At 51.7% G+C, this 18,747-nt stretch carries 13 protein-coding genes and 2 tRNA genes; 9 read left to right on the top strand and 6 right to left on the bottom strand.

Translation table 11 applies throughout. The features are described from left to right. Positions 1-157: 157 nt before the first annotated feature. Together RDM37_RS06350 and RDM37_RS06345 are read right to left on the bottom strand one after the other, a co-directional pair. Positions 158-231: transfer RNA gene (locus tag RDM37_RS06350), tRNA-Asn, on the bottom strand. 39 nt (positions 232-270) lie between these two features. Further along, positions 271-344: transfer RNA gene (locus RDM37_RS06345), tRNA-Asn, on the bottom strand. A gap of 389 nt (positions 345-733) precedes the next feature. Here RDM37_RS06345 and RDM37_RS06340 point away from each other — a divergent pair. The 8 genes from RDM37_RS06340 (at position 734) to RDM37_RS06305 (ending at position 10,953) form a co-directional block, all read left to right on the top strand. Further along, positions 734-2,902 (top strand): TonB-dependent receptor plug domain-containing protein, encoded by a 2,169-nt coding sequence (locus tag RDM37_RS06340; RefSeq protein WP_308555982.1) that lies wholly within the window; start codon positions 734-736, stop codon positions 2,900-2,902. A 183-nt stretch (positions 2,903-3,085) separates the two neighbouring features. Next, positions 3,086-3,481 carry a rhodanese-like domain-containing protein gene (locus RDM37_RS06335; protein WP_308555980.1) on the top strand — a complete coding sequence of 132 codons (396 nt, stop codon included), beginning with the start codon at positions 3,086-3,088 and terminating at the stop codon, positions 3,479-3,481. A 563-nt stretch (positions 3,482-4,044) separates the two neighbouring features. Continuing rightward, on the top strand, positions 4,045-5,100 hold the full coding sequence (locus RDM37_RS06330) for a type I asparaginase (protein ID WP_308555978.1): 1,056 nt from the start codon (positions 4,045-4,047) through the stop codon (positions 5,098-5,100). Further along, a complete protein-coding gene (locus RDM37_RS06325) occupies positions 5,097-5,906 on the top strand; it encodes an MBL fold metallo-hydrolase (RefSeq protein WP_308555976.1) in 810 nt (269 codons plus the stop codon). The genes RDM37_RS06330 and RDM37_RS06325 overlap by 4 nt, the downstream gene beginning before the upstream one ends. 391 nt (positions 5,907-6,297) lie before the next feature. Further along, positions 6,298-7,953 carry a C69 family dipeptidase gene (locus RDM37_RS06320; RefSeq protein WP_308555974.1) on the top strand — a complete coding sequence of 552 codons (1,656 nt, stop codon included), beginning with the start codon at positions 6,298-6,300 and terminating at the stop codon, positions 7,951-7,953. Positions 7,954-8,077: 124 nt separating this feature from the next. After that, positions 8,078-9,046, top strand: coding sequence for an ROK family protein (locus RDM37_RS06315; protein ID WP_308555972.1), 969 nt, complete (start codon positions 8,078-8,080; stop codon positions 9,044-9,046). 2 nt (positions 9,047-9,048) lie between these two features. Continuing rightward, entirely contained in the window at positions 9,049-9,582 is a 534-nt protein-coding gene (locus RDM37_RS06310; RefSeq protein ID WP_308555971.1) for an NUDIX domain-containing protein, read from the top strand. 51 nt (positions 9,583-9,633) lie between these two features. Further along, positions 9,634-10,953 carry a replication-associated recombination protein A gene (locus tag RDM37_RS06305; protein ID WP_308555969.1) on the top strand — a complete coding sequence of 440 codons (1,320 nt, stop codon included), beginning with the start codon at positions 9,634-9,636 and terminating at the stop codon, positions 10,951-10,953. Between the two features lie 320 nt (positions 10,954-11,273). On the opposite strand, the gene RDM37_RS06300 is transcribed toward RDM37_RS06305, so the two are convergent. Next, positions 11,274-12,881, bottom strand: a complete 1,608-nt coding sequence (locus tag RDM37_RS06300; RefSeq protein ID WP_308555967.1) for a T9SS type A sorting domain-containing protein — start codon at positions 12,879-12,881, stop codon at positions 11,274-11,276. 443 nt (positions 12,882-13,324) lie between these two features. On the opposite strand from RDM37_RS06300, the gene RDM37_RS06295 reads away from it, so the two are divergent. Beyond that, positions 13,325-15,742 carry a hypothetical protein gene (locus tag RDM37_RS06295; protein WP_308555966.1) on the top strand — a complete coding sequence of 806 codons (2,418 nt, stop codon included), beginning with the start codon at positions 13,325-13,327 and terminating at the stop codon, positions 15,740-15,742. Between the two features lie 293 nt (positions 15,743-16,035). Here the strand turns inward: RDM37_RS06295 and nth are convergent, their stop codons facing one another. The 3 genes from nth to RDM37_RS06280 form a co-directional block, all read right to left on the bottom strand. Further along, positions 16,036-16,686 (bottom strand): endonuclease III, encoded by a 651-nt coding sequence (gene nth / locus RDM37_RS06290; protein WP_308555965.1) that lies wholly within the window; start codon positions 16,684-16,686, stop codon positions 16,036-16,038. Between the two features lie 15 nt (positions 16,687-16,701). Continuing rightward, positions 16,702-17,727, bottom strand: coding sequence for a phenylalanine--tRNA ligase subunit alpha (pheS, locus tag RDM37_RS06285; RefSeq protein ID WP_299368917.1), 1,026 nt, complete (start codon positions 17,725-17,727; stop codon positions 16,702-16,704). A gap of 115 nt (positions 17,728-17,842) precedes the next feature. Further along, entirely contained in the window at positions 17,843-18,175 is a 333-nt protein-coding gene (locus RDM37_RS06280) for a T9SS type A sorting domain-containing protein (protein WP_308555963.1), read from the bottom strand. Positions 18,176-18,747: the final 572 nt, after the last annotated feature.

Here is an 18,747-nt window from a genome sequence, read left to right as displayed (position 1 = left end):
GCAGCCTACGGCATCAAACAAAAAAAGAATCTCCTCCCGAATCCACTACTACGGATATTCGGGAGGAGATTTCTTGTTAACCACAAATATGAAGGCTCAAAAGACAACTACATCCTCTCAAGCCAAAAAAACAAAACAACTCAGTGCAGCAACGTTGCGCTCCCTCTTGGACTTGAACCAAGGACCCCCTGATTAACAGTCAGATGCTCTAACCAACTGAGCTAAGGAAGCAGTACGAGACTTCGCAGCCCCACTGATGATCAACCTTTGCGCTCCCTCTTGGACTTGAACCAAGGACCCCCTGATTAACAGTCAGATGCTCTAACCAACTGAGCTAAGGAAGCGTTCCAAATGTGAGTGCAAAGGTAATACATTTCTCCAATACCTGCAAATACTAACGCCACAAGATTGCGAGAAATCTATCGCAAGTCCGACCAAGGCGTTGAAGTATAGACATTTGCAGGGCATACAACTCAAGCATTCATCGACATTCGTTTTTACTACAACGATTGCTATGGTTTGGACGTTTTTCGCCAGCTTGCCCCGAACGACTGGGGGGAAGTAAGTGATTAGCCTCAAACGCAAGAGTACACTTCGCACATCATACTCAAAATACACACATATGGGTATTTCATATAATAGTGTAATTTATGAACTTTGTAGCCGAAAGAAGGAGTGTCGTCCAAATGGATCACTTCTCCAAACTACACTAACAATATAAGCATTTAATATCATGAGATATTTAGGACTAAACAGATGGGTACGCTGCGTGGCCCTTTCTCTATTAATATCTACCTCCATAGGCCTTACAGCCATGGCTCAAAATGAGGTGCACGATGAAGTCAAACTCGATGAAGTGGTCGTGACTGCTCAAAGAACCCCAGAGGTAAAAAGTCAATCGGCGACGTCCATCTCAATTGTAACACGAAAGGAACTAGCGGAGCTCAATAAGACTATGCCAGACATGCAGGCTATCGTAGGCTTTTTGGTGCCAGGGATGGCCTCTACTGGCAATACGACTAGTGAGCGCTCCAACACTTTGAGAGGAAGAAGTGTACTAGTACTGATTGATGGCATCCCACAAACAACGCCTCTGCGGGCAACAAGCCGTGACCTTCGGACCATTGATCCAACGGCTGTAGAGCGAATTGAGGTGATCAAAGGTGCGACCGCACTTTATGGCAATGGAGCAAATGGTGGTATCATCAATATCGTGACGCGCAAGAACAGAAATGATAAGCCTTTCGGCGGTCAGTCTTACATAGCAATGCAGGATCACTCTTTGCTTAGCAATAAGACACAGTCATTTGGCTACCGTCTCAATCAGCAGCTCTATGGCAAGCTAGGAGGTTTTGACTACCTGGTTAATGGAGTGATCGGACAGACGGGTAGCTCGGTAGATGGAGATGGCGTATACCTCTCTCCTAGATATGGGCTTGGCGATACCCGCACATACAATGCCCTAGCAAAGGTCGGTTATCAAATAAGCGAGACAGCACGTATCGAGGGTATGTACAACTTCTTTAGGACCGTACAAAACAGTCCGCTCATTGCTAGTGGTGGTAAATACCTGGAAAGCCCACGCATCGGAATTAAAGGTGATCGGCCAAAAGAAGCAATCCCAGAGGGGATGGCGTACAATCACAATGCTTACATACGCTACACGCATCAAAACATCTTCAGCGGGACGAACTTTGAGGCGACCCTCCAGGGCCGTGCACTAAAGGTCGTGACAGACTACCGGATACATAATGAGAAGAAGCCTCGCTGGGAAGGCACTAGCGGGCAGGCAACCATTGAGGCAAAGCAGATCGGAGCAAAAGCTCAGCTTGACTCCAAACTCCCTCTGAGTGAGCAAGTATTTACAAAGCTCCTGTATGGGATAGACTTCACAATGGATCGTACTGGACAGCCTCTTGTAGACGGACGTTATTGGGTGCCAGAGATGACAGCTCTTAACTTCGGACCATTTGTGCAAACCAAAACCACTATCGGCGACCTTCTCAACATCAAGGTTGGGGCAAGGTATGATCGCATCGACGTACACGTGCCAGACTATGAAGTCCTTCCAAAGAAGGCGGGCGTTGAGCGGACTAAGGTCCAAGGCGGTGTGCTGCCTTACAACAATCTATCCTTAAATGGTGGTGTAACCTTGAATAAGTGGAGAGTGTTCCAACCATTTTTAGCTTACTCTCAAGGCTTCTCCATATATGACCTAGGACGCACCCTGCGCGATGCCAAGAGTGATGTGCTGAGCAAAATAGAGACTTCGCCTGTTAAGACTCACAATGCCGAAATAGGTTTTTACTCTACCGTTAGAGGACTCTTTGGAGAGGCTTCAAGGTTAGAGACTTCTGGCGCAGTATTCTACACCTATGCAGCACTTGGTAGTGACCTTAAAAGTGTAGATGGATTCTGGGTGGTAGATCGCTCACCCCAACGTATCGTAGGTGGAGAGCTATCAATGGATGCTACCATCAATAGACAGTGGCAGACGGGCGTTGGATTCTCCATGATGGAGGGCAAGAAGTATGTTGATGGCTCTTGGGACCACTATATGAGTGGCCAGTCTATCCCTCCAATGAAGATTACAGCATATATCAATTGCCGCCCAACGAAACATAGCTATATACGCCTATATGGTATGTATACTGGAGCAAGGGACCGCTTTGCCACAAACGAAAAAGGAAAATATGCAGAGGGCGAAGGCAAGGTAACACCTGTCACCTTATTGCATCTCAATGCAGGGCTTACGGTAGATAAGTTTACCTACACATTGGGCATAGAAAACTTACTCAACACTACCTACTACACGGTCCAGTCTCAATTAGTAGCAAGAGATAACGAGTATACTCATGGTAATGGTCGTGTGATCAATCTCTCCATGACTTATAGATTTTAACTACTAGGAGGTCCAACTATCTTTCTTGTAACAGCTAGCGGTGCGACCTTGGATATACAAAAGTCTGAGGTCGCACCAATTATTTTTCAGGTTACAGTCTAGCATTAAATCAGATAAAATTGCTCTCTAGGACAACACTTTGCTGTTCGAGCCGTTATATTAGTATCACAACACATTATATATATGACACGTACACTTTACTACTGCATCATTATGGGAGTACTATCAATGCTAATAGGATCATGCCATGCATCAAAGGGAATCAAATCGGTAGATTCAGCTACCTTCAAAGCGGAAATAAGTAGTGCCACCGTACAGCTACTTGATGTACGCACAGCAGATGAGTTTGCCAAAGGTCACATCGAGAAGTCCATCAATATAGATGTGCATGAGTCACACTTCACTCAACTAGTCAAAGCGAGATTCGACAAAAGTCAGCCCATATACCTCTATTGTCGGTCGGGCAAGAGGAGCATGATGGCAGCCCAGCTACTGGTAAAGGAAGGATACCAAATCGTTAACCTCAAGGATGGAATCCTCGGATGGATAGATGCTGGCTATCCTGTGTCTCAAGAGTAACCCTGCTCTCCGATCCTTAATTTCTAATCTCTAACTTCTAACCTCTAATCTCTAGTTACATATCTTTACAGGGGAATTCGTCCGATTCCCTCCTTTCTCGCATATCCACGTGGAAAATCTCAAATCGCCACGTGGATATTTTTTATTTTCCACGTGGGCGTCATTCATTTCCTCCGAAGTTTCATTTGATTCCTCCGAAGAATTTTTTATTCCCCACGTGGAAAATAAAAATTCTCCACCTGGATATTTCGAAATATCCACGTAGAAATCACTTTTCCCCGACACAGCACCATATCGATATGTAGTCAGATCTAAATTATTGTAACTAGTCAGCGTCGAATTTGCCCAGCCAAGAGCACTAGCACTACTAGCTAACAGCTAACAGCCAACAGCTACACAAGAGCGACAAGCGAGGAGTCGAGAGGTCGATGAACTCATTGTATATAATGCGTCAGCCTTGGGCAAAATCTAGTTCTCTCTATCGCAAAGGGAAATATCCGTATCTTTGTAAGCGCAGAAAAAAAGACTGCACATAGGCTTGACTGAAGACTTATTCCTCCTCCATGACTACAGATAGAGATATGACCACCGCCCTACCCCACCTGAAGGTTATCTACACAGGCGGGACCATCGGGATGGTACAAGATATAGAGACCGGTGCGCTCAAAGCATTCCAATTTGACTACCTACGGGAGCATGTGCCAGAGCTTGATCAGCTCCACTGCACCTTCGACATAGAGCAGTGCGACCCGCCCATAGACTCTTCGGCTATCACGCCCGACCTGTGGGTCTGGCTAGGAGAGATGATCCAGCGAGAGATGCACCAGTATGATGGCTTCGTCATACTACATGGCACGGACACGATGGCTTACACCGCCTCTGCGCTGAGCTTTATGCTACAGGGGCTAGACAGGCCCGTCATCTTGACCGGCTCGCAGCTACCCATAGGGCGGTTGCGGACGGATGGTAAGGAAAATCTGATCACAGCCTTTGAGATTGCCTTGGCTAGACGTGCCGATGGCTCCCCTATGATCCCCGAAGTGGCCGTTTACTTTGAGGATTACCTCTACCGTGGCAACCGCACGCTCAAGTATAGTGCCGAGCACTTTGAGGCATTTGCCTCACCCAACTATCCGCACCTAGCCTTCGCAGGGATCGATATTAAGTATAGCCCGAGTGCTATCGGCTTTGACGAGCCAGCTTTGTCGCAAGCGTGGAGACCCGCCTTCGATGGGCACGTAGTGGTGCTCAAGCTCTTTCCTGGACTATCAGCCTCACTCCTAGATCACATCCTACACACGCCAGACCTCAGAGGAGTGGTATTAGAGACCTTCGGCAGTGGCAATGCGCCAACGAGCGAAGCTTTTCTCTCTGCGATAAAAGGCGCCGTGGCACGTGGCATCACGATCGTCAATGTGACGCAGTGCTACTCCGGATCGGTCGTCATGGGGCGCTACGAGACGGGCAATGTGCTCAGCCAGACGGGCGTCATCGGAGGAGGTGACATGACCACCGAGAGTGCTACCACAAAGCTCATGTACCTCCTAGCGCAAGATCTATCTCCAGAGGAGGTGGCGCATCTGATGCAAGTCTCTCTGCGTGGCGAACTGACGGTATGATACGATTTATGAGCCTAGCAAGTGGTAGCACGGGCAACTGCTACTACCTCGAGCACGATGGGCAGGGGCTCCTCATAGATGCGGGCATAGCACTCTACGATATCAAGACTGGTCTAGAGCAAGCGGGGCTCTCGCTAGAGCACGATGTGCAGGCGATCCTCTTGACGCACAATCATGCCGACCATGCACGCACCGTAGGCAAGCTGGCCAATCGCTACGGACTACCTGTCTATGCAACTCATCCAGTGCAATGCGGGCTAGACTATATGAGAGGCATGGAGCGCATCAAGCACGATATGCGCTATGATATCGAGCCGGAGGTACCCTTTGCACTGATAGGACTCGTGGTGACTCCATTCTCCGTACCTCACGATAGCGCAGACAATGTGGGGTACCATATCTCTTCGGCAGATGGCTTTTCCTTTACCCTAGCGACAGACATAGGTCATCTGACCCCGACGATAGAGCACTACGCTAGCTTGGCACACCATCTGGTGCTGGAGTCCAACTATGATCCCGAGATGCTCCGAATTGGTAAGTACCCGCCCTTCCTCAAGAAGCGGATCAGTGGTCCTCTGGGGCATCTGAGCAATGATGAGTCGGTGGAGTTCCTCTGCCGTATTTGGCAGCCCACGATGCGCAACGTCTTCCTCTGCCACCTCAGCAAGGAAAACAACCACCCCGAACTAGTACGCAAGACCTTTGACATACGTCTCTTCGCTGAGGGGATCCGCGTCGGCAAGGATGTCTACGTCACACCGCTACAGCGCAACCACTGCAGTCCAATGTACCTACTAGAGACCTAGAGCGGGAGAGGAGCCTGAGCGTAGCATCAAGCCACTGGCGTCTGCAAAGTCAGGACAGCAAGGACGAATCTTCCTCCCCAATTAAACCTTCCCATAAGTAGGCTCTCTAAGGATTGAGAAAGACCCGCGCGAGTGCGGGTATCGGAAGTAAAATAAATGTATTGCGTGGTGACACGCGTTGTGCCTGCCTTTGGATTTAAGCTTTTTACGAGGGCATTACGGGCACCAGAAAGAAGGCACAAATGTTTTTATCGATATGGTTGTTCCCCTGTGCCTTCTTTCTTTTTTTCGTATCTTTGGAATCGCCAATCGCACCACAGCGTGGTAGGTTGGTGATTTCTTCGTTTATATACTGCACATATCAATCCTAACAATATAGTAATCAAGAACTATGACAAAGAATGCACTGACTAGGCTCTTAGCCCTACTCACTACACTTCTACTCCTAGGCACAAGCCAGAGCTACGCCTGCACAGGGCTACTCGTTGGCAAGAATGCCTCCGCCGATGGATCGGTGATGATCTCTTATAGTGCCGACTCACACACACTCTATGGTGAGCTATACTACTGGCCAGCTGCCGATCACGCTCCTGGCTCTATGCGACAAATCACTGAGTGGGACTCGGGCAAGCCTCTTGGACAGATACCTGAGGTGGCACACACCTACGCCGTCATCGGCAATATGAATGAGCACGCTCTAGCTATCACCGAGTCTACATGGGGTGGTCGTGAGGAGCTAATGGATCCTAATGGCTTGATGGACTATGGTAGCCTCATCTATGTAACCTTGCAGCGCGCTAAGACGGCTCGTGAGGCTATCGAGGTGATGACTACTCTGGTCAAGGAGTATGGCTACGCTAGCTCTGGTGAGAGCATCTCCATAGCTGACAAGAATGAGGCGTGGGTGCTCGAGCTAGTTAGCAAGGGTAAGTACGGCAAGGGCGCCGTATGGGTCGCTATGCGTATCCCTGACAATGCAATCTCAGCGCATGCTAACCAATCTCGCATCCAGCAAATTAAGTTCAACGATCCTGAGAACTGTCTCTACGCTCCCGACGTGATCGACTTCGCTCGTGAGAGAGGCTTCTTCAAGGGTTCGGACCGGGACTTTAGCTTCCAAAAGGCTTACAACCCCTACACACCAGGTGGCCTACGTGGCTGCGAGGCGCGTGTGTGGGCTTTCTTCAATAAGTTTAGCGACAACATGAAGCAGTACGAGCGCTTCGTCATGGGTGACGAGAAGGCCTCCAAGCCTATGCCTCTCTACGTTGTCCCCAACCGCAAGCTCTCTGTCGCTGACGTACGAGACATGATGCGTGACCACTACGAGGGTACACCGATGGATATGACCAAGGACGTAGGTGCTGGTCCCTACGCTGTGCCTTACCGCTGGCGCCCGATGACCTTCGAGGTAGATGGTCAGACTTACGTCAATGAGCGTGCCATCGCTACACAGCAGACGGGCTTCGTGCTAGTAGCTCAGCTCAGACCTAACCTGCCGGACGCTTTCAGCATCTTGTGGTTTGGTGTAGATGATGCCAATACGGCTGTCTTTACGCCTGTCTACTGCTCTTCACTCCGCACGCCTGAGTGCTACCGTGTGGGCAATGGCGATATGATGCACTTCTCCTGGACGAGTGCTTTCTGGATCCACAACTGGGTAGCCAATATGGCTTACGCTCGCTATGCTCCTATGATGAAGGATATCCGTCCCGTACAGCAGCAACTGGAGCAGAGCTTCGACAAGATCGTCTCGGAGATCGATCAGCAGGCTCTAGCCATCTACCAGCAAGACCCGATGAAGGCTCGTGAGGTCCTCACGACCTTCTCCTGCGAGACCGCTGACTATGCGACACACCGCTGGAAGAAGCTCGGCGAGTACCTACTCGTCAAGTATATGGACGGAAACATGAAGAAGGAGGAGAACGGGCAGTTCAAGACCAACGGCTATGGTATGAGCGATATGCCTTACTTCCCCGGCTACGACAAGGCTTACTACGAGCGCATCGCTGAGACGACTGGCGATCTGCTCAAGATCGATGAGTAAGCCCCAAGAGCAACGTATGTAATAACAAAGTGGGCAATGCTAAGTTAGCAAGACATATCCTCCTCTAGAGAGTCTGTCGAGCTACTAAGCATTGCCCACTCCTTATATTATATAGAGCAACAACATGTCACTATACTTAGGCATAGACATAGGTGGTACCAACACTGAGCTAGGCATCGTCGATGATGAGGGGCAAATAGTCGCCTCGCAGACGTTCTTGACGAAGCAAAACGGGAGCCTCTTCGCTGACTACGTCGAGGCGTTGAGCCAGCAGATAACGCAAATGATCGCTAACTCGGGCCTCACAAACCAGGTCGTCGGAATAGGCATCGGAGCTCCGAATGCCAACTACTTCTCCGGTTGTATCGAAGAGGCGGTCAATCTACCCTGGGCTGGCATCAGTCCTATCGTTGCTGAGCTCTCGGCACGTACAGGACTACCCGTCGTCCTAGACAATGATGCCAATGCGAGCGCGCTCGGTGAGCATAGCTACGGCGTGGCGCGTGGGCTAGACCACTTTGTCGAGATAACCCTCGGCACAGGCGTAGGTAGCGGTATCTATGCCGATGGTCGCCTCATACGTGGTTACCAAGGCAAGGCTGGTGAGCTAGGACACCTAGCCGTCGGGGAGCCGCATCAGCTCTGTGGCTGCGGACGATACGGCTGTCTCGAAGCCTCTGTCGCAGCACCTGCCGTAGCACGACGTGCCGTGAGCCTGAAGAAGCTCTGTCTAGAACAAGGCATGTGGAGCGAACTCTGTGATATACCTGACGAAGAGCTGACCAGCAAGACTGTGGCAGAGGTAGCTCTAGCGACAGGCGACTCATTAGCGCGACAGGTCTTCGAGGAGACGGGAGAGATATTGGGACGCGCCTTGGCGCAGTTCGCTTGCTTCTCAGCACCGCAAGCTTTCGTCCTCTTCGGAGGCGTAGCACGGTGTGGCGACCTGCTCCTACAGCCAGTGCGCAAAGCTTTTGACGAAGCACTACTCCACATCTACAAAGGCTCTATTCAGATCCTCCTCAGCTCACTCCCTAAGGGACAAGCGGCCGTACTGGGTGCAGCCTCGCTAGCTCGTGAACGGAACCTGTAAGTATGAGCCAACGCGAGACCTTCGACTACTGCCCGCGCTGTGGTGCTGACCGCTTGGAGGCGCATGGTGTCAAGGCGCAGCACTGTCAGAGCTGTGGCTTCACCTACTACCACAACCCGAGTGCCGCGGTGGCCCTCCTCGTGCGGGATCTGCGGGGCCGGCTACTCGTGGCGACCCGAGGCAAAGAGCCCGCCAAGGGGACGCTAGACCTCCCAGGCGGCTTCGTCGACAAGGGCGAGACAGGCGAAGAGGCTGCGCAGCGAGAGCTATGCGAAGAGAGCGGACTACGACTCCCCACGGAGCAGTTTGCCTACGCCTTCTCTCTACCCAACAGCTACCTTTACAGCGACTTCCTCGTGCCGACGCTAGATCTCTTCTACACGGTTCAGCTACCGAGCGAGATGCCTGCCGTAAGAGCGATGGACGACGTAGCGCAGCTCTGCTGGCTCACACCCGCAGAGATCGATCCGTCACGCTTCGGACTAATATCCATCCGCCGAGGCATCACTCGCTACCTATCGTCTCTCGCAGACTGACCTTTCCCCCTACAATAGCCAACAGTCACTCTTTTCTTACATTTGCACTATATGTCAGTAGAGCAGATACCGCTAGCGGAGCGGATGCGTCCTAAGACGCTCGAAGAGTATGTCGGACAGTCTCACCTCGTCGGTGCGAATGCCCCACTGCGCGTTATGCTCGAGCGGGGACACATACCCTCCATGATCCTATGGGGACCGCCCGGCGTCGGCAAGACAACCCTAGCACGGCTCCTCTCGCAGATGATGCAGTGCCGCTGCTATAGTCTCTCGGCCGTAGGCTCAGGCGTAGCCGATGTGCGCAAGACTCTGCAGGAGGCCAAAGAGGCGCAGTCTGGTCTCTTCTCACAGCATCAGGGACGGCCCATCCTCTTCATCGACGAGATACACCGCTTCTCCAAGTCTCAGCAAGACTCCTTGCTAGCAGCCGTCGAGCAGGGCGTGGTGACACTCATCGGAGCTACCACGGAGAACCCCTCCTTTCAAGTGATCCGCCCGCTCCTCTCACGCTGTCAAGTCTTCGTTCTCAAGCCATTGGAGCATAGCGATCTCTCGCAACTCATCGACCGTGTCTTCGCCACCGATCCGCTCTTCTCTCGCTACCAAGTAACCCTAGAGGGTGCCGACCGTGAGCTACTCATCCACCTCGCAGGCGGTGATGCCCGCAAGCTACTCAACCTCCTCGAGATGACCCTCTCGATGGCACTCGAGCAGCACCCCGACGAGACCACGGTACAGTTGACCGGCGAGGCGATCGCCAGCGTAGCGCGCCAGCAGCCCGCCGCCTTCGATCGTGACGGTGAGCTGCACTACGACATCGCCTCCGCATTCATCAAGAGCATACGAGGCAGCGATCCCGATGCAGCACTCTACTGGATGGCTCGCCTCATCGAGGGTGGCGAAGAGCCCCGCTTCATAGCGCGTCGTGTGGTCATCTCAGCAGCCGAAGATATAGGTTTGGCAAACCCGCAGGCGCTCGTCGTGGCGCAGGCCGCTGCCGATGCGGTCGACTTCATCGGATGGCCCGAGGGTCGCATACCACTCGCCGAGGCAGTCGTCTATCTCGCAGGTTCGCCAAAAAGCAACTCCGCTTACCTCGCCATCGATGCCGCCCTCGCCAAGGTACGTGAGACGGGCAATCTGCCAGTCCCGCTACATCTGCGCAATGCACCTACTAAGCTCATGTCCGACCTCGGCTACGGTGTCGACTACCGCTACCCGCACGACTATCCCAAGCACTACACACAGCAGCAGTACCTGCCCGACGAACTCATCGATGCGCAGTTCTACACGCCACAACAAGTAGGACAAGCAGAGCGCACGCTCAGCAGCTACCTCCACTTCATCGATCAGGAGGAGGAGACTAAATAAGAGCGTGTCGCTCCATCTCCGCAGAGTCACTACGGAGTGATGAGACTATAAAACATGAAATCCACGTGGGAGGTTCAAATCTCCACGTGGATATTTTTTACTCCCCACGTGGGGCATGGCGGTCTGGCGTTGACTACAAGATGGGCATCTACTCAGGGTCCAGTTTAATTCATCGCATAGGCCTGGACATGGACTTTTCGGTCAACTTCTAACGTCTAAAGAACTCTCTCTGACCCGAGTCAGCAGACAGCAGTACCGCAGGGAGTACTACATCGCTGTAGACTCCTTGCGGGACTGGTTCGTTTTGTCAGAAACGTCTTCTAACGAATGAATCGTACGGTGCTAACGCCACGCTCCGTGACAACCTGACCGATGTAGAGGCCCTGAGCTAGGTCTGTCAGGGAGAGCCTTGAGGTAGCTGCCAGCGTGTAGCTGTCTAGCAGTCTACCGGCCGTGTCATAGAGGTAGAGCGTACCCGTAGCAGGCTCTGAGAAGAGGAGTGCATCACCCTGCCAGAGGATCGAGAGTTCGTTAGGCTGCAACTTTACGGGATCAACCCCTAGAGGCTGAGCGAGGAAGTGCTTGTCAATACGTAGATAAGCATTGCGATAGTAGTTAGTACCCGTCCTATCTACAGCGCAAGCTACGAGAGTCTTACCATCAGCAGAAAACTGCACGGTACCCATATCTGTGATACTCTTTTGCTCCGTCTCTCCATCAGGCGTGTAGGAGTAGGTGAAGAACTCAGACAGATCCTTACCCGTCAAGCTCTTAAGATACTCCAGCATAATCATCTTCTTTCCATCTGGGTAAACTATGTAGGTATTGCGATCAGAGCGGCTTCGGCTACCATCGGGATAGCAGAGCCAGCCACCATCATTAGTACGCCCGACCCCACCGAGACCATAAGCCTCCTTGATGTTGATCCTCTCGAGGCTGCCATCAGCGACATTTAATGCACCTGGATAGGAGATGTTCGCATAGCCCTCACCAACCTCCTCTTGGATCGAGATCATCCAGTACCCACTTGCTGGAGACATAATCTGCCAAGCGAGATCAATAGCGACACCCTTAAACACCTTGTCATACGCTTCTAGCCAAGCGTCGTATGCCTTATTGAACTCCGCTTCTTGCTGTCTGTATAGGTCAGGCTCTTTCTCATAGTCTGCCGTCACATAGTCCTCCCACTCAGGCTGGGGACCAGGCAATGGCGCATCTAGATTGTAGAGAAATGAGTCGCAAGGCGTAGAGCACTGATACTGCCCCTGCTCATCTAACTGCCAGAAGAGCGGTCTGTCAGAGCCGTTGCGGGTGTTTTGTCGCCCTAGGATCTTCTTACCATCAGACGAGCAGAAGAAAGCCTGCGTGTAGTGAGGCTTACTGCCTAGGTAGTCTTTGTCCAGCATGGGGAGCGTTTTAATCGTCCAGGAGCCGTCCTCACCTCGTGTACCATAGATCGGGAGCGTCATGCTTTTCTGAGCATAGGTCGGATCCATCACGTACCCCACGAGGTGCTTGGCGTCGGGAGTCACGTAGACAGGTCTTACGTCAGGCCAGTTGCTATCAGGGGTCTTGATCTCGTGTAGCTTCTCTTGTGCCATATTGTAGACAAAAGCACCCATTTCATCCAGAGCAACAAAGATCTCACCAGCATCAGAGACTGCGTAGATCATATACTTCTCATCACCCGCCTCAGAGAAGAAGAGCGAGGTGGTGTCACGCTCTGTGTCGTAGCAAAAGGCTGTCGAGTTAGGACTGTTCCCATAGATGTATCGTCCATTGGGACTCGTACCGTAGATGGAGTAGTTGCACGCCTCAGCCGGTAGTGCCTTCGGCTCTTGCGTGATCTTACACCCCGTCTGCTGAGCGGCCAGTGCGTAGCTCAGAGCAAGGAATAGGAGTAATGAAGATAGTAATTTTCTTGTCATATCGTTTGAAACATTTAAGGGTTATGGTTGCCACAAAGCTAACATTCTTTTTCGAGAAAAGCAAGCCTCCCGTGGGAGTTTTCAAATATCCACGTGGAGGCTACTTTTTCGAAGCAAAGTAGCATCGGGACTTGTAAGCTCTTGGCTATCGCATCTCAGTGCTGAAGTCCCCCTCCAGCACTTCAAAGCAGGGATTAGCCTCAAAACAGCGTCAAGACAGAAATTACTCGGCAGTTGTTTATCTCCTTATTTTTCATTACCTTAGCCCATCGGGGAGAGATAGGTAGATGAAGCATCGCGGCTCCGCCCTCTCTTTTCCCCTTGTGTAGAGACACAAACCCTTATAGACAGACAAATAAATCACTTACACTTAAACATATACGCTTATGAAACGAATGTTATCTGTTTTAGCGTTATTGGGTACCTTCTTCCTGTTGCCGCTTATGGCACAGGCACAGAAGCACACAATAACCATCAACCAAGTGGAGCACGCCACCATCAAGACTGATTACTATGACTTCACCTCAAGGTCTTTCGTCGAGGTGAAGAGTGGTGGTCAGGTTGATGACGGCACCTATCTAACCATTCAGGTGACTCCTGATGAGGGTTACGAGGCAACCCACTACATCGTCAATGGGGTCGAGAAGCCCATTACTTCAGCCTATGGAGATTCTGAGACGGTTAAAGGGGATATGACTATCTCTGCCAAGGTGGTCGCGGCTAAACCCTGCATCGTCACTATTATACCGCCTACAGAAGGTGGTACTCTTACAGTAGAAACTGGTGATACCTTCAAGGAACTTAAGTCGGGAGACCCGGTTAACTCGGGTACTGAACTAAGAATGGAGGTAAAGCCTGATGATGGCTATGACATCGAGTGTTGGCTCATAGATGGGCAGCAGATTAAGCCTTCTAGCAGTAGGCCTAAGGTCACCTACTACATGGTAAAGAAGGATGTCACCGTCTCTGTCAAGTTCAAGAGCTTGTCAGCTCCGACACTCGTCCCTGTCACAGTCGTACAGCCCGAGCATGGTACGATCGAGCTACACAAGGGTCCCAGTAAGGATGGCGAAGTCCTCAACTCAGAAGAAGGTGTAGAGCCTAACAGCCAGATCACCATGGTGATCAATCCAAACGAGGGCTATGAGATAGACCATTGGCTCATCAATGGTGCAAAAGAGGATAAAGGAGGTTACTTCCCCAACGAGAAGACAATCACTATCTCAGAGGCAACAACCATCTCGGCTGTCCTCATAGAGAGTGGCTATCTCGTGACTTACAAGCAACCAACAAATGGTACGCTCACAGTGAAGACCTTAAGTCCCGTCGCAGATGTACCCTCAGGTACTCGTCTCCAGGATGGAACTATGCTCACCATCCAAGCGACTGTCAATGAGGGTTGCAAGTTTAAGCACTTCCTCATCAATGGCAGTGAACAAATACCTAATGACTTGAACAACCCCTCGATGTATTACTCTCTAAAGGCAGATGTGACCATCGAGGCGGTAATTGAGCAGAAGGCTGCACCTATAGAGAAGGTTCAGCTCTCAGTCCAGGAGGAGGGTGTAGGTGGCTTTGCTACGGTTAAGTATCAGACACCTGGTAGCACCACTTGGGAGAGGCCAACTGAGGGTACCAACCCAACGCTAGACCTGCCTGTCGGTACGAAAGTAAGAGTCGAGGCAACCATCTCGATCACTGGAGCGACCGTCGCCTTCACACACAATGATAACCCAGTAGCTGCTGACCAGCTCACAGACGAGGGGCTCACGTACGAGTTTACTCTAGAGGAGCCAGCTAATATCAAGGTTATTTTCACAGAGGGTGCCATAGGCTTTTACGTCTACTACGATTGCGATAAGCATGCTACGATCACTGGTACAGCAGATGGTGAGCCCTTCGAAAGTGGTGCGAAGCTCGCTGCTGGCGCAGAAGTCGTACTGACCGTAACGCCTGAGGATGGCTACGAGGTCAAGGATTGGCTTGATGATGACTTTAAGCTTATCCCAGGCACTGAAGGTAAGAACCCTTATACCTTCACGGTAGATGGCTTTGCAATGGTATTTGCCGAGACCCAGAAGAAGACCACAGCTCTCATAAAGATTAGCTCCGAGGGACCGACGGGATGCAACCTTGAGACGACCTACCTAGAGCCAGGAGGCTCGGGCAACCCGCTAAAGATCTTCGGCGAGAAGCGAATCCCGCTAGGCAGTGACGTCACGGTAAAGGCTAAGTTCACCATAAGTGGAGACTATCAGGTGGTCTACACAAACAATGGCAAGCCTGTACCTGCAGAGGCACTCTCAGAGGATGGCTTTGTCTATACCTTTAAGGCTAACGAGGATGCTGATATACATGCAGTCTTCTCCGAGAAGCCTGCTCCAGCAGTCGACTACACCGTCACCCTAGAAGCTAGTAAGGGTGGTACTGTCACAGCTACGGTAGACCTAGATCCTATCGAGAGTGGTGCTAAGGTACCCGCTGGCAGCAAAGTCAAGGTGATAGCTACGCCAGATGATGGCTACGAGGTCGACCAGTGGTTTATCGATGATGAGACCATCACTACACCAGAAGCAGGCTACTACTACTTTACTCTCAACAAGGACACCAAGGTCAAGGTAACCTTTAGGCTCTCTGTGGCTGTCGAGCAGCCGACACAGAACCAGCTTGTCGCTTACGTGACCAACGGCGGTACACGCCTCGAGGTGGCTGGTGCTGCTGAGGGTGCTGAGGTACGTCTCTACGACTACACGGGTCAGCTACTCCTCACTAGCACAGAGCATGCGCTCGACATCAGCGCACTACCTGCTGGTGGCTACATCGTCCTCGTCGGCAACTACACGACGCGCATCGTCAAGTAAGAGTAAACCGATGGTCTACTAGGACCACAGTGCGACGCTCCTAATGAGACTGTAGACTGTTGCAAAAGTCAACAGTCTCCTATAGGAGACACAGCACTGTAATATATCACGAGGGAGACTCCCGCATAGTAGCGGAAGTCTCCCTCGTAGTTTATGAGCCCCTAGCAGATAGGGCGTGCAAAGGTTATGTGAGACTGTTGCAAAAGTCGATAGTCTCTATGGAGCAGAGACTATAAGTCCTCGCTCTTCACAGGGTATGCAACGCTCTGCCTGTGGGCTGCTTGTGTATGTGCTTATTGCTTTTTGGCTGCTGTGGCGTAGTGGCGACAGCAGTTGTGGAGGGTACACTCAGCGCAGAGAGGCTTGCGCGCCTTGCAGATGTAGCGTCCTAGCAAGATGAGCTGATGATGCGCACGTATGAGTTGTGCCTGTGGGATGCGCTTGACGAGTGCTTGCTCGACCGCTAAGGGCGTCGTAGCACGTGAGGATGCAAGCCCGATGCGCTTAGCCACACGGAAGACGTGTGTATCGACTGGCATCGCTGGCGTCTCAAAGCAGACGGCTAGCATCACGCTAGCACTCTTGCGTCCTACACCTGGGAGCGACTCCAGCTCTTCGCGCGTTGAGGGGACGATGCCGTGATGCTCTTGGGCGATCCGCTCGGAGAGTCCGATGAGGTGCTTCGCCTTATTGTTTGGATAGCTGACGCTCCCCATGAAGACTAGCAGATCATCGACCGAGGCACGCGCCATCGCTTCGGGCGTCGGGTAGTGCGCCATAAGCTGCGGCGTCACCATATTGACCCGCTTGTCGGTGCACTGTGCCGAGAGCACGACCGCTACGAGTAGACTAAAGGGGTCGTGGTAGATAAGCTCCGTATCGGCATTGGGATAGAGCTGTGCAAGCCCCTCCAGTGCCAGGCGGTAGCGTTCGTCAAGCGTCACGTCGTTGAGCAGCCTTTAGAGTGGTGTAGTGTGTGCGGTAAACTGCGAGAGGAAGTCTAGGTTGTTTTCCGAGAAGTAGCGCAGATCCTTGACATTGTACTTGAGGTTGGCAATGCGCTCTACACCTAGTCCGAAGGCGTAGCCACTATAGACGGAGCTATCGATGCCACAGTTCTCCAGCACGTTAGGATCGACCATACCGCAGCCCAAGATCTCGACCCATCCGGTATGCTTGCAGAAGCCACACCCCTCGCCGTGGCACAAGCCGCACGAGATATCCATCTCAGCACTCGGCTCGGTAAAGGGGAAGTAAGACGGGCGCAAGCGTATCTGCGTATCGGCCCCAAAGAGCGACTGAGCGAAGAAGAGCAACGCCTCTCGGAGATCGGCATAGCTCACGTTGCGGTCGATGTATAGTCCCTCGATCTGGTGAAAGAAGCAGTGAGCACGCGCAGATATAGCCTCATTGCGATAGACTCGCCCAGGGCAGAGGACGCGTATGGGCGGCTCTTGGCTCTTCATGACACGTGTCTGCACGGATGAGGTGTGGGTGCGGAGGAGTATATTGCTCTTGTGATCCACAAAGAAGGTGTCCTGCATGTCTCGTGCGGGATGGTCTGGCGGGAAGTTGAGCGCCTCAAAGACGTGCCAGTCATCCTCTACCTCAGGTCCCTCAGCTATGCTAAAGCCCATCCGCTCGAAGATATTACAGATCTCCTCCTGTATGAGCGTGAGCGGGTGACGCGAGCCTTGTGGATAAGGTACGGCGGGACGGGTCAGATCGATCGTCTGCTGCACCGACTGTGTCGCAACAGAGGCTAGGAGCTCCTTGATGCGCGCGGTGGCTTCTTGCTTGAGCTCATTGAGTGCTGCACCTAACTGTCGCTTCTCCTCGGGGGGAAGCTGACGAAAGGCCTCAAAGAGCTGGGTGATGCGTCCTTTTTTACCTAGATAAGCTATGCGTAGTTGCTCGGCCTCTTCGGGTGTAGAGGCTACGAGGTTGGAGAGTGCTGATTGAAGTTGCTGGATTTGATCAAGCATAGGATGGGATATATTACAAGAGAGCTATCCTCCACGTGAGTCTGGCTAACGATAGCACAGCACAACGCGGATAGCTCTCGACGAGTGGGCTACATGAATAGCTTTAGTAGTCGGATTAGCGTATGACCACTTTGAGTGTGTAGGTCTCTCCCTGCACGACAAGGCGCACGAGGTAGACGCCTGACGGCAAATGCTCGTTGCGTACCTCCTGTCCCATGACATTAAAGACCTGCATCTGCTCATACTCGCAGAGCGGTATGATAGATCCGTCACGCACCTCTACCTGAGGGGCAGACTGATCGATGCCTAAGGCTTGCGCTGTCACCAAGGTGAGAGGCTGGTCGGAGGAATGCTCGGCGGCTACGCACTGATCACTAGCGAATGCTCCACAAGGCAGTAGTAGAGCGCAAACGACGAGGGTATATAGAGTATGTAGTAATTGCTTCATAAGCATATAGTCACTAGTAGTAGTGGCAAATATACAAACAACTTTTGAGATAGCGGGCAAAACCGAAGCTTTTATTCAAGCTGACGCATTATAATGAGACTATTGCAAAAGTCAATAGTCTCTATAATTGCTCTGTCAGGAGCTACCCATGAGCGACAAGCGAGGCATAGATGAGGTCACCATATATATAATGTGTCAACTATGGATTGGCTGTTAGCTATCGGAACCATCGGAGCTATCGGAGCGATCAGAGCTATCGGACTGAGACTATAACCTTTGTTTAGTCCGACCCACAAGGGGTCGATAAACTGATATCGTCTTGCCCCCATCGGTCGTTCGGGGCTTTGCCCCTCCGACCGACGGCTACGATGCGTCGGACCTCTTGCGAGGTCCTATCCATCGGATAGTATCGGAACCATCGGAGCTATCAGAGTGATCGGCCCTCTAATCTCTAACCTCTAACTTCTAACCTCTAATCTCTATTTACATATCTTTACGGAGAAATTCGTCCGATTCACTCCTTTCTCGAATATCCACGTGGAAAATCTCAAATCTCCACGTGGATATTTTTT

Source organism: uncultured Porphyromonas sp. (assembly GCF_902489635.1).
Classification (GTDB): domain Bacteria; phylum Bacteroidota; class Bacteroidia; order Bacteroidales; family Porphyromonadaceae; genus Porphyromonas.
Note: the sequence above shows the minus strand (reverse complement) of the source record. Positions and strands in the feature narration are given on the sequence as shown.

Coding starts and splice junctions, on each gene's coding strand:
- RDM37_RS06340 (WP_308555982.1), top strand. CDS start 734: ATGAGATATTTAGGACTAAACAGATGGGTACGCTGCGTGGCCCTTTCT.
- RDM37_RS06335 (WP_308555980.1), top strand. CDS start 3,086: ATGACACGTACACTTTACTACTGCATCATTATGGGAGTACTATCAATG.
- RDM37_RS06330 (WP_308555978.1), top strand. CDS start 4,045: ATGACTACAGATAGAGATATGACCACCGCCCTACCCCACCTGAAGGTT.
- RDM37_RS06325 (WP_308555976.1), top strand. CDS start 5,097: ATGATACGATTTATGAGCCTAGCAAGTGGTAGCACGGGCAACTGCTAC.
- RDM37_RS06320 (WP_308555974.1), top strand. CDS start 6,298: ATGACAAAGAATGCACTGACTAGGCTCTTAGCCCTACTCACTACACTT.
- RDM37_RS06315 (WP_308555972.1), top strand. CDS start 8,078: ATGTCACTATACTTAGGCATAGACATAGGTGGTACCAACACTGAGCTA.
- RDM37_RS06310 (WP_308555971.1), top strand. CDS start 9,049: ATGAGCCAACGCGAGACCTTCGACTACTGCCCGCGCTGTGGTGCTGAC.
- RDM37_RS06305 (WP_308555969.1), top strand. CDS start 9,634: ATGTCAGTAGAGCAGATACCGCTAGCGGAGCGGATGCGTCCTAAGACG.
- RDM37_RS06300 (WP_308555967.1), bottom strand. CDS start 12,881: ATGACAAGAAAATTACTATCTTCATTACTCCTATTCCTTGCTCTGAGC.
- RDM37_RS06295 (WP_308555966.1), top strand. CDS start 13,325: ATGGCACAGGCACAGAAGCACACAATAACCATCAACCAAGTGGAGCAC.
- pheS (WP_299368917.1), bottom strand. CDS start 17,727: ATGCTTGATCAAATCCAGCAACTTCAATCAGCACTCTCCAACCTCGTA.
- RDM37_RS06280 (WP_308555963.1), bottom strand. CDS start 18,175: ATGAAGCAATTACTACATACTCTATATACCCTCGTCGTTTGCGCTCTA.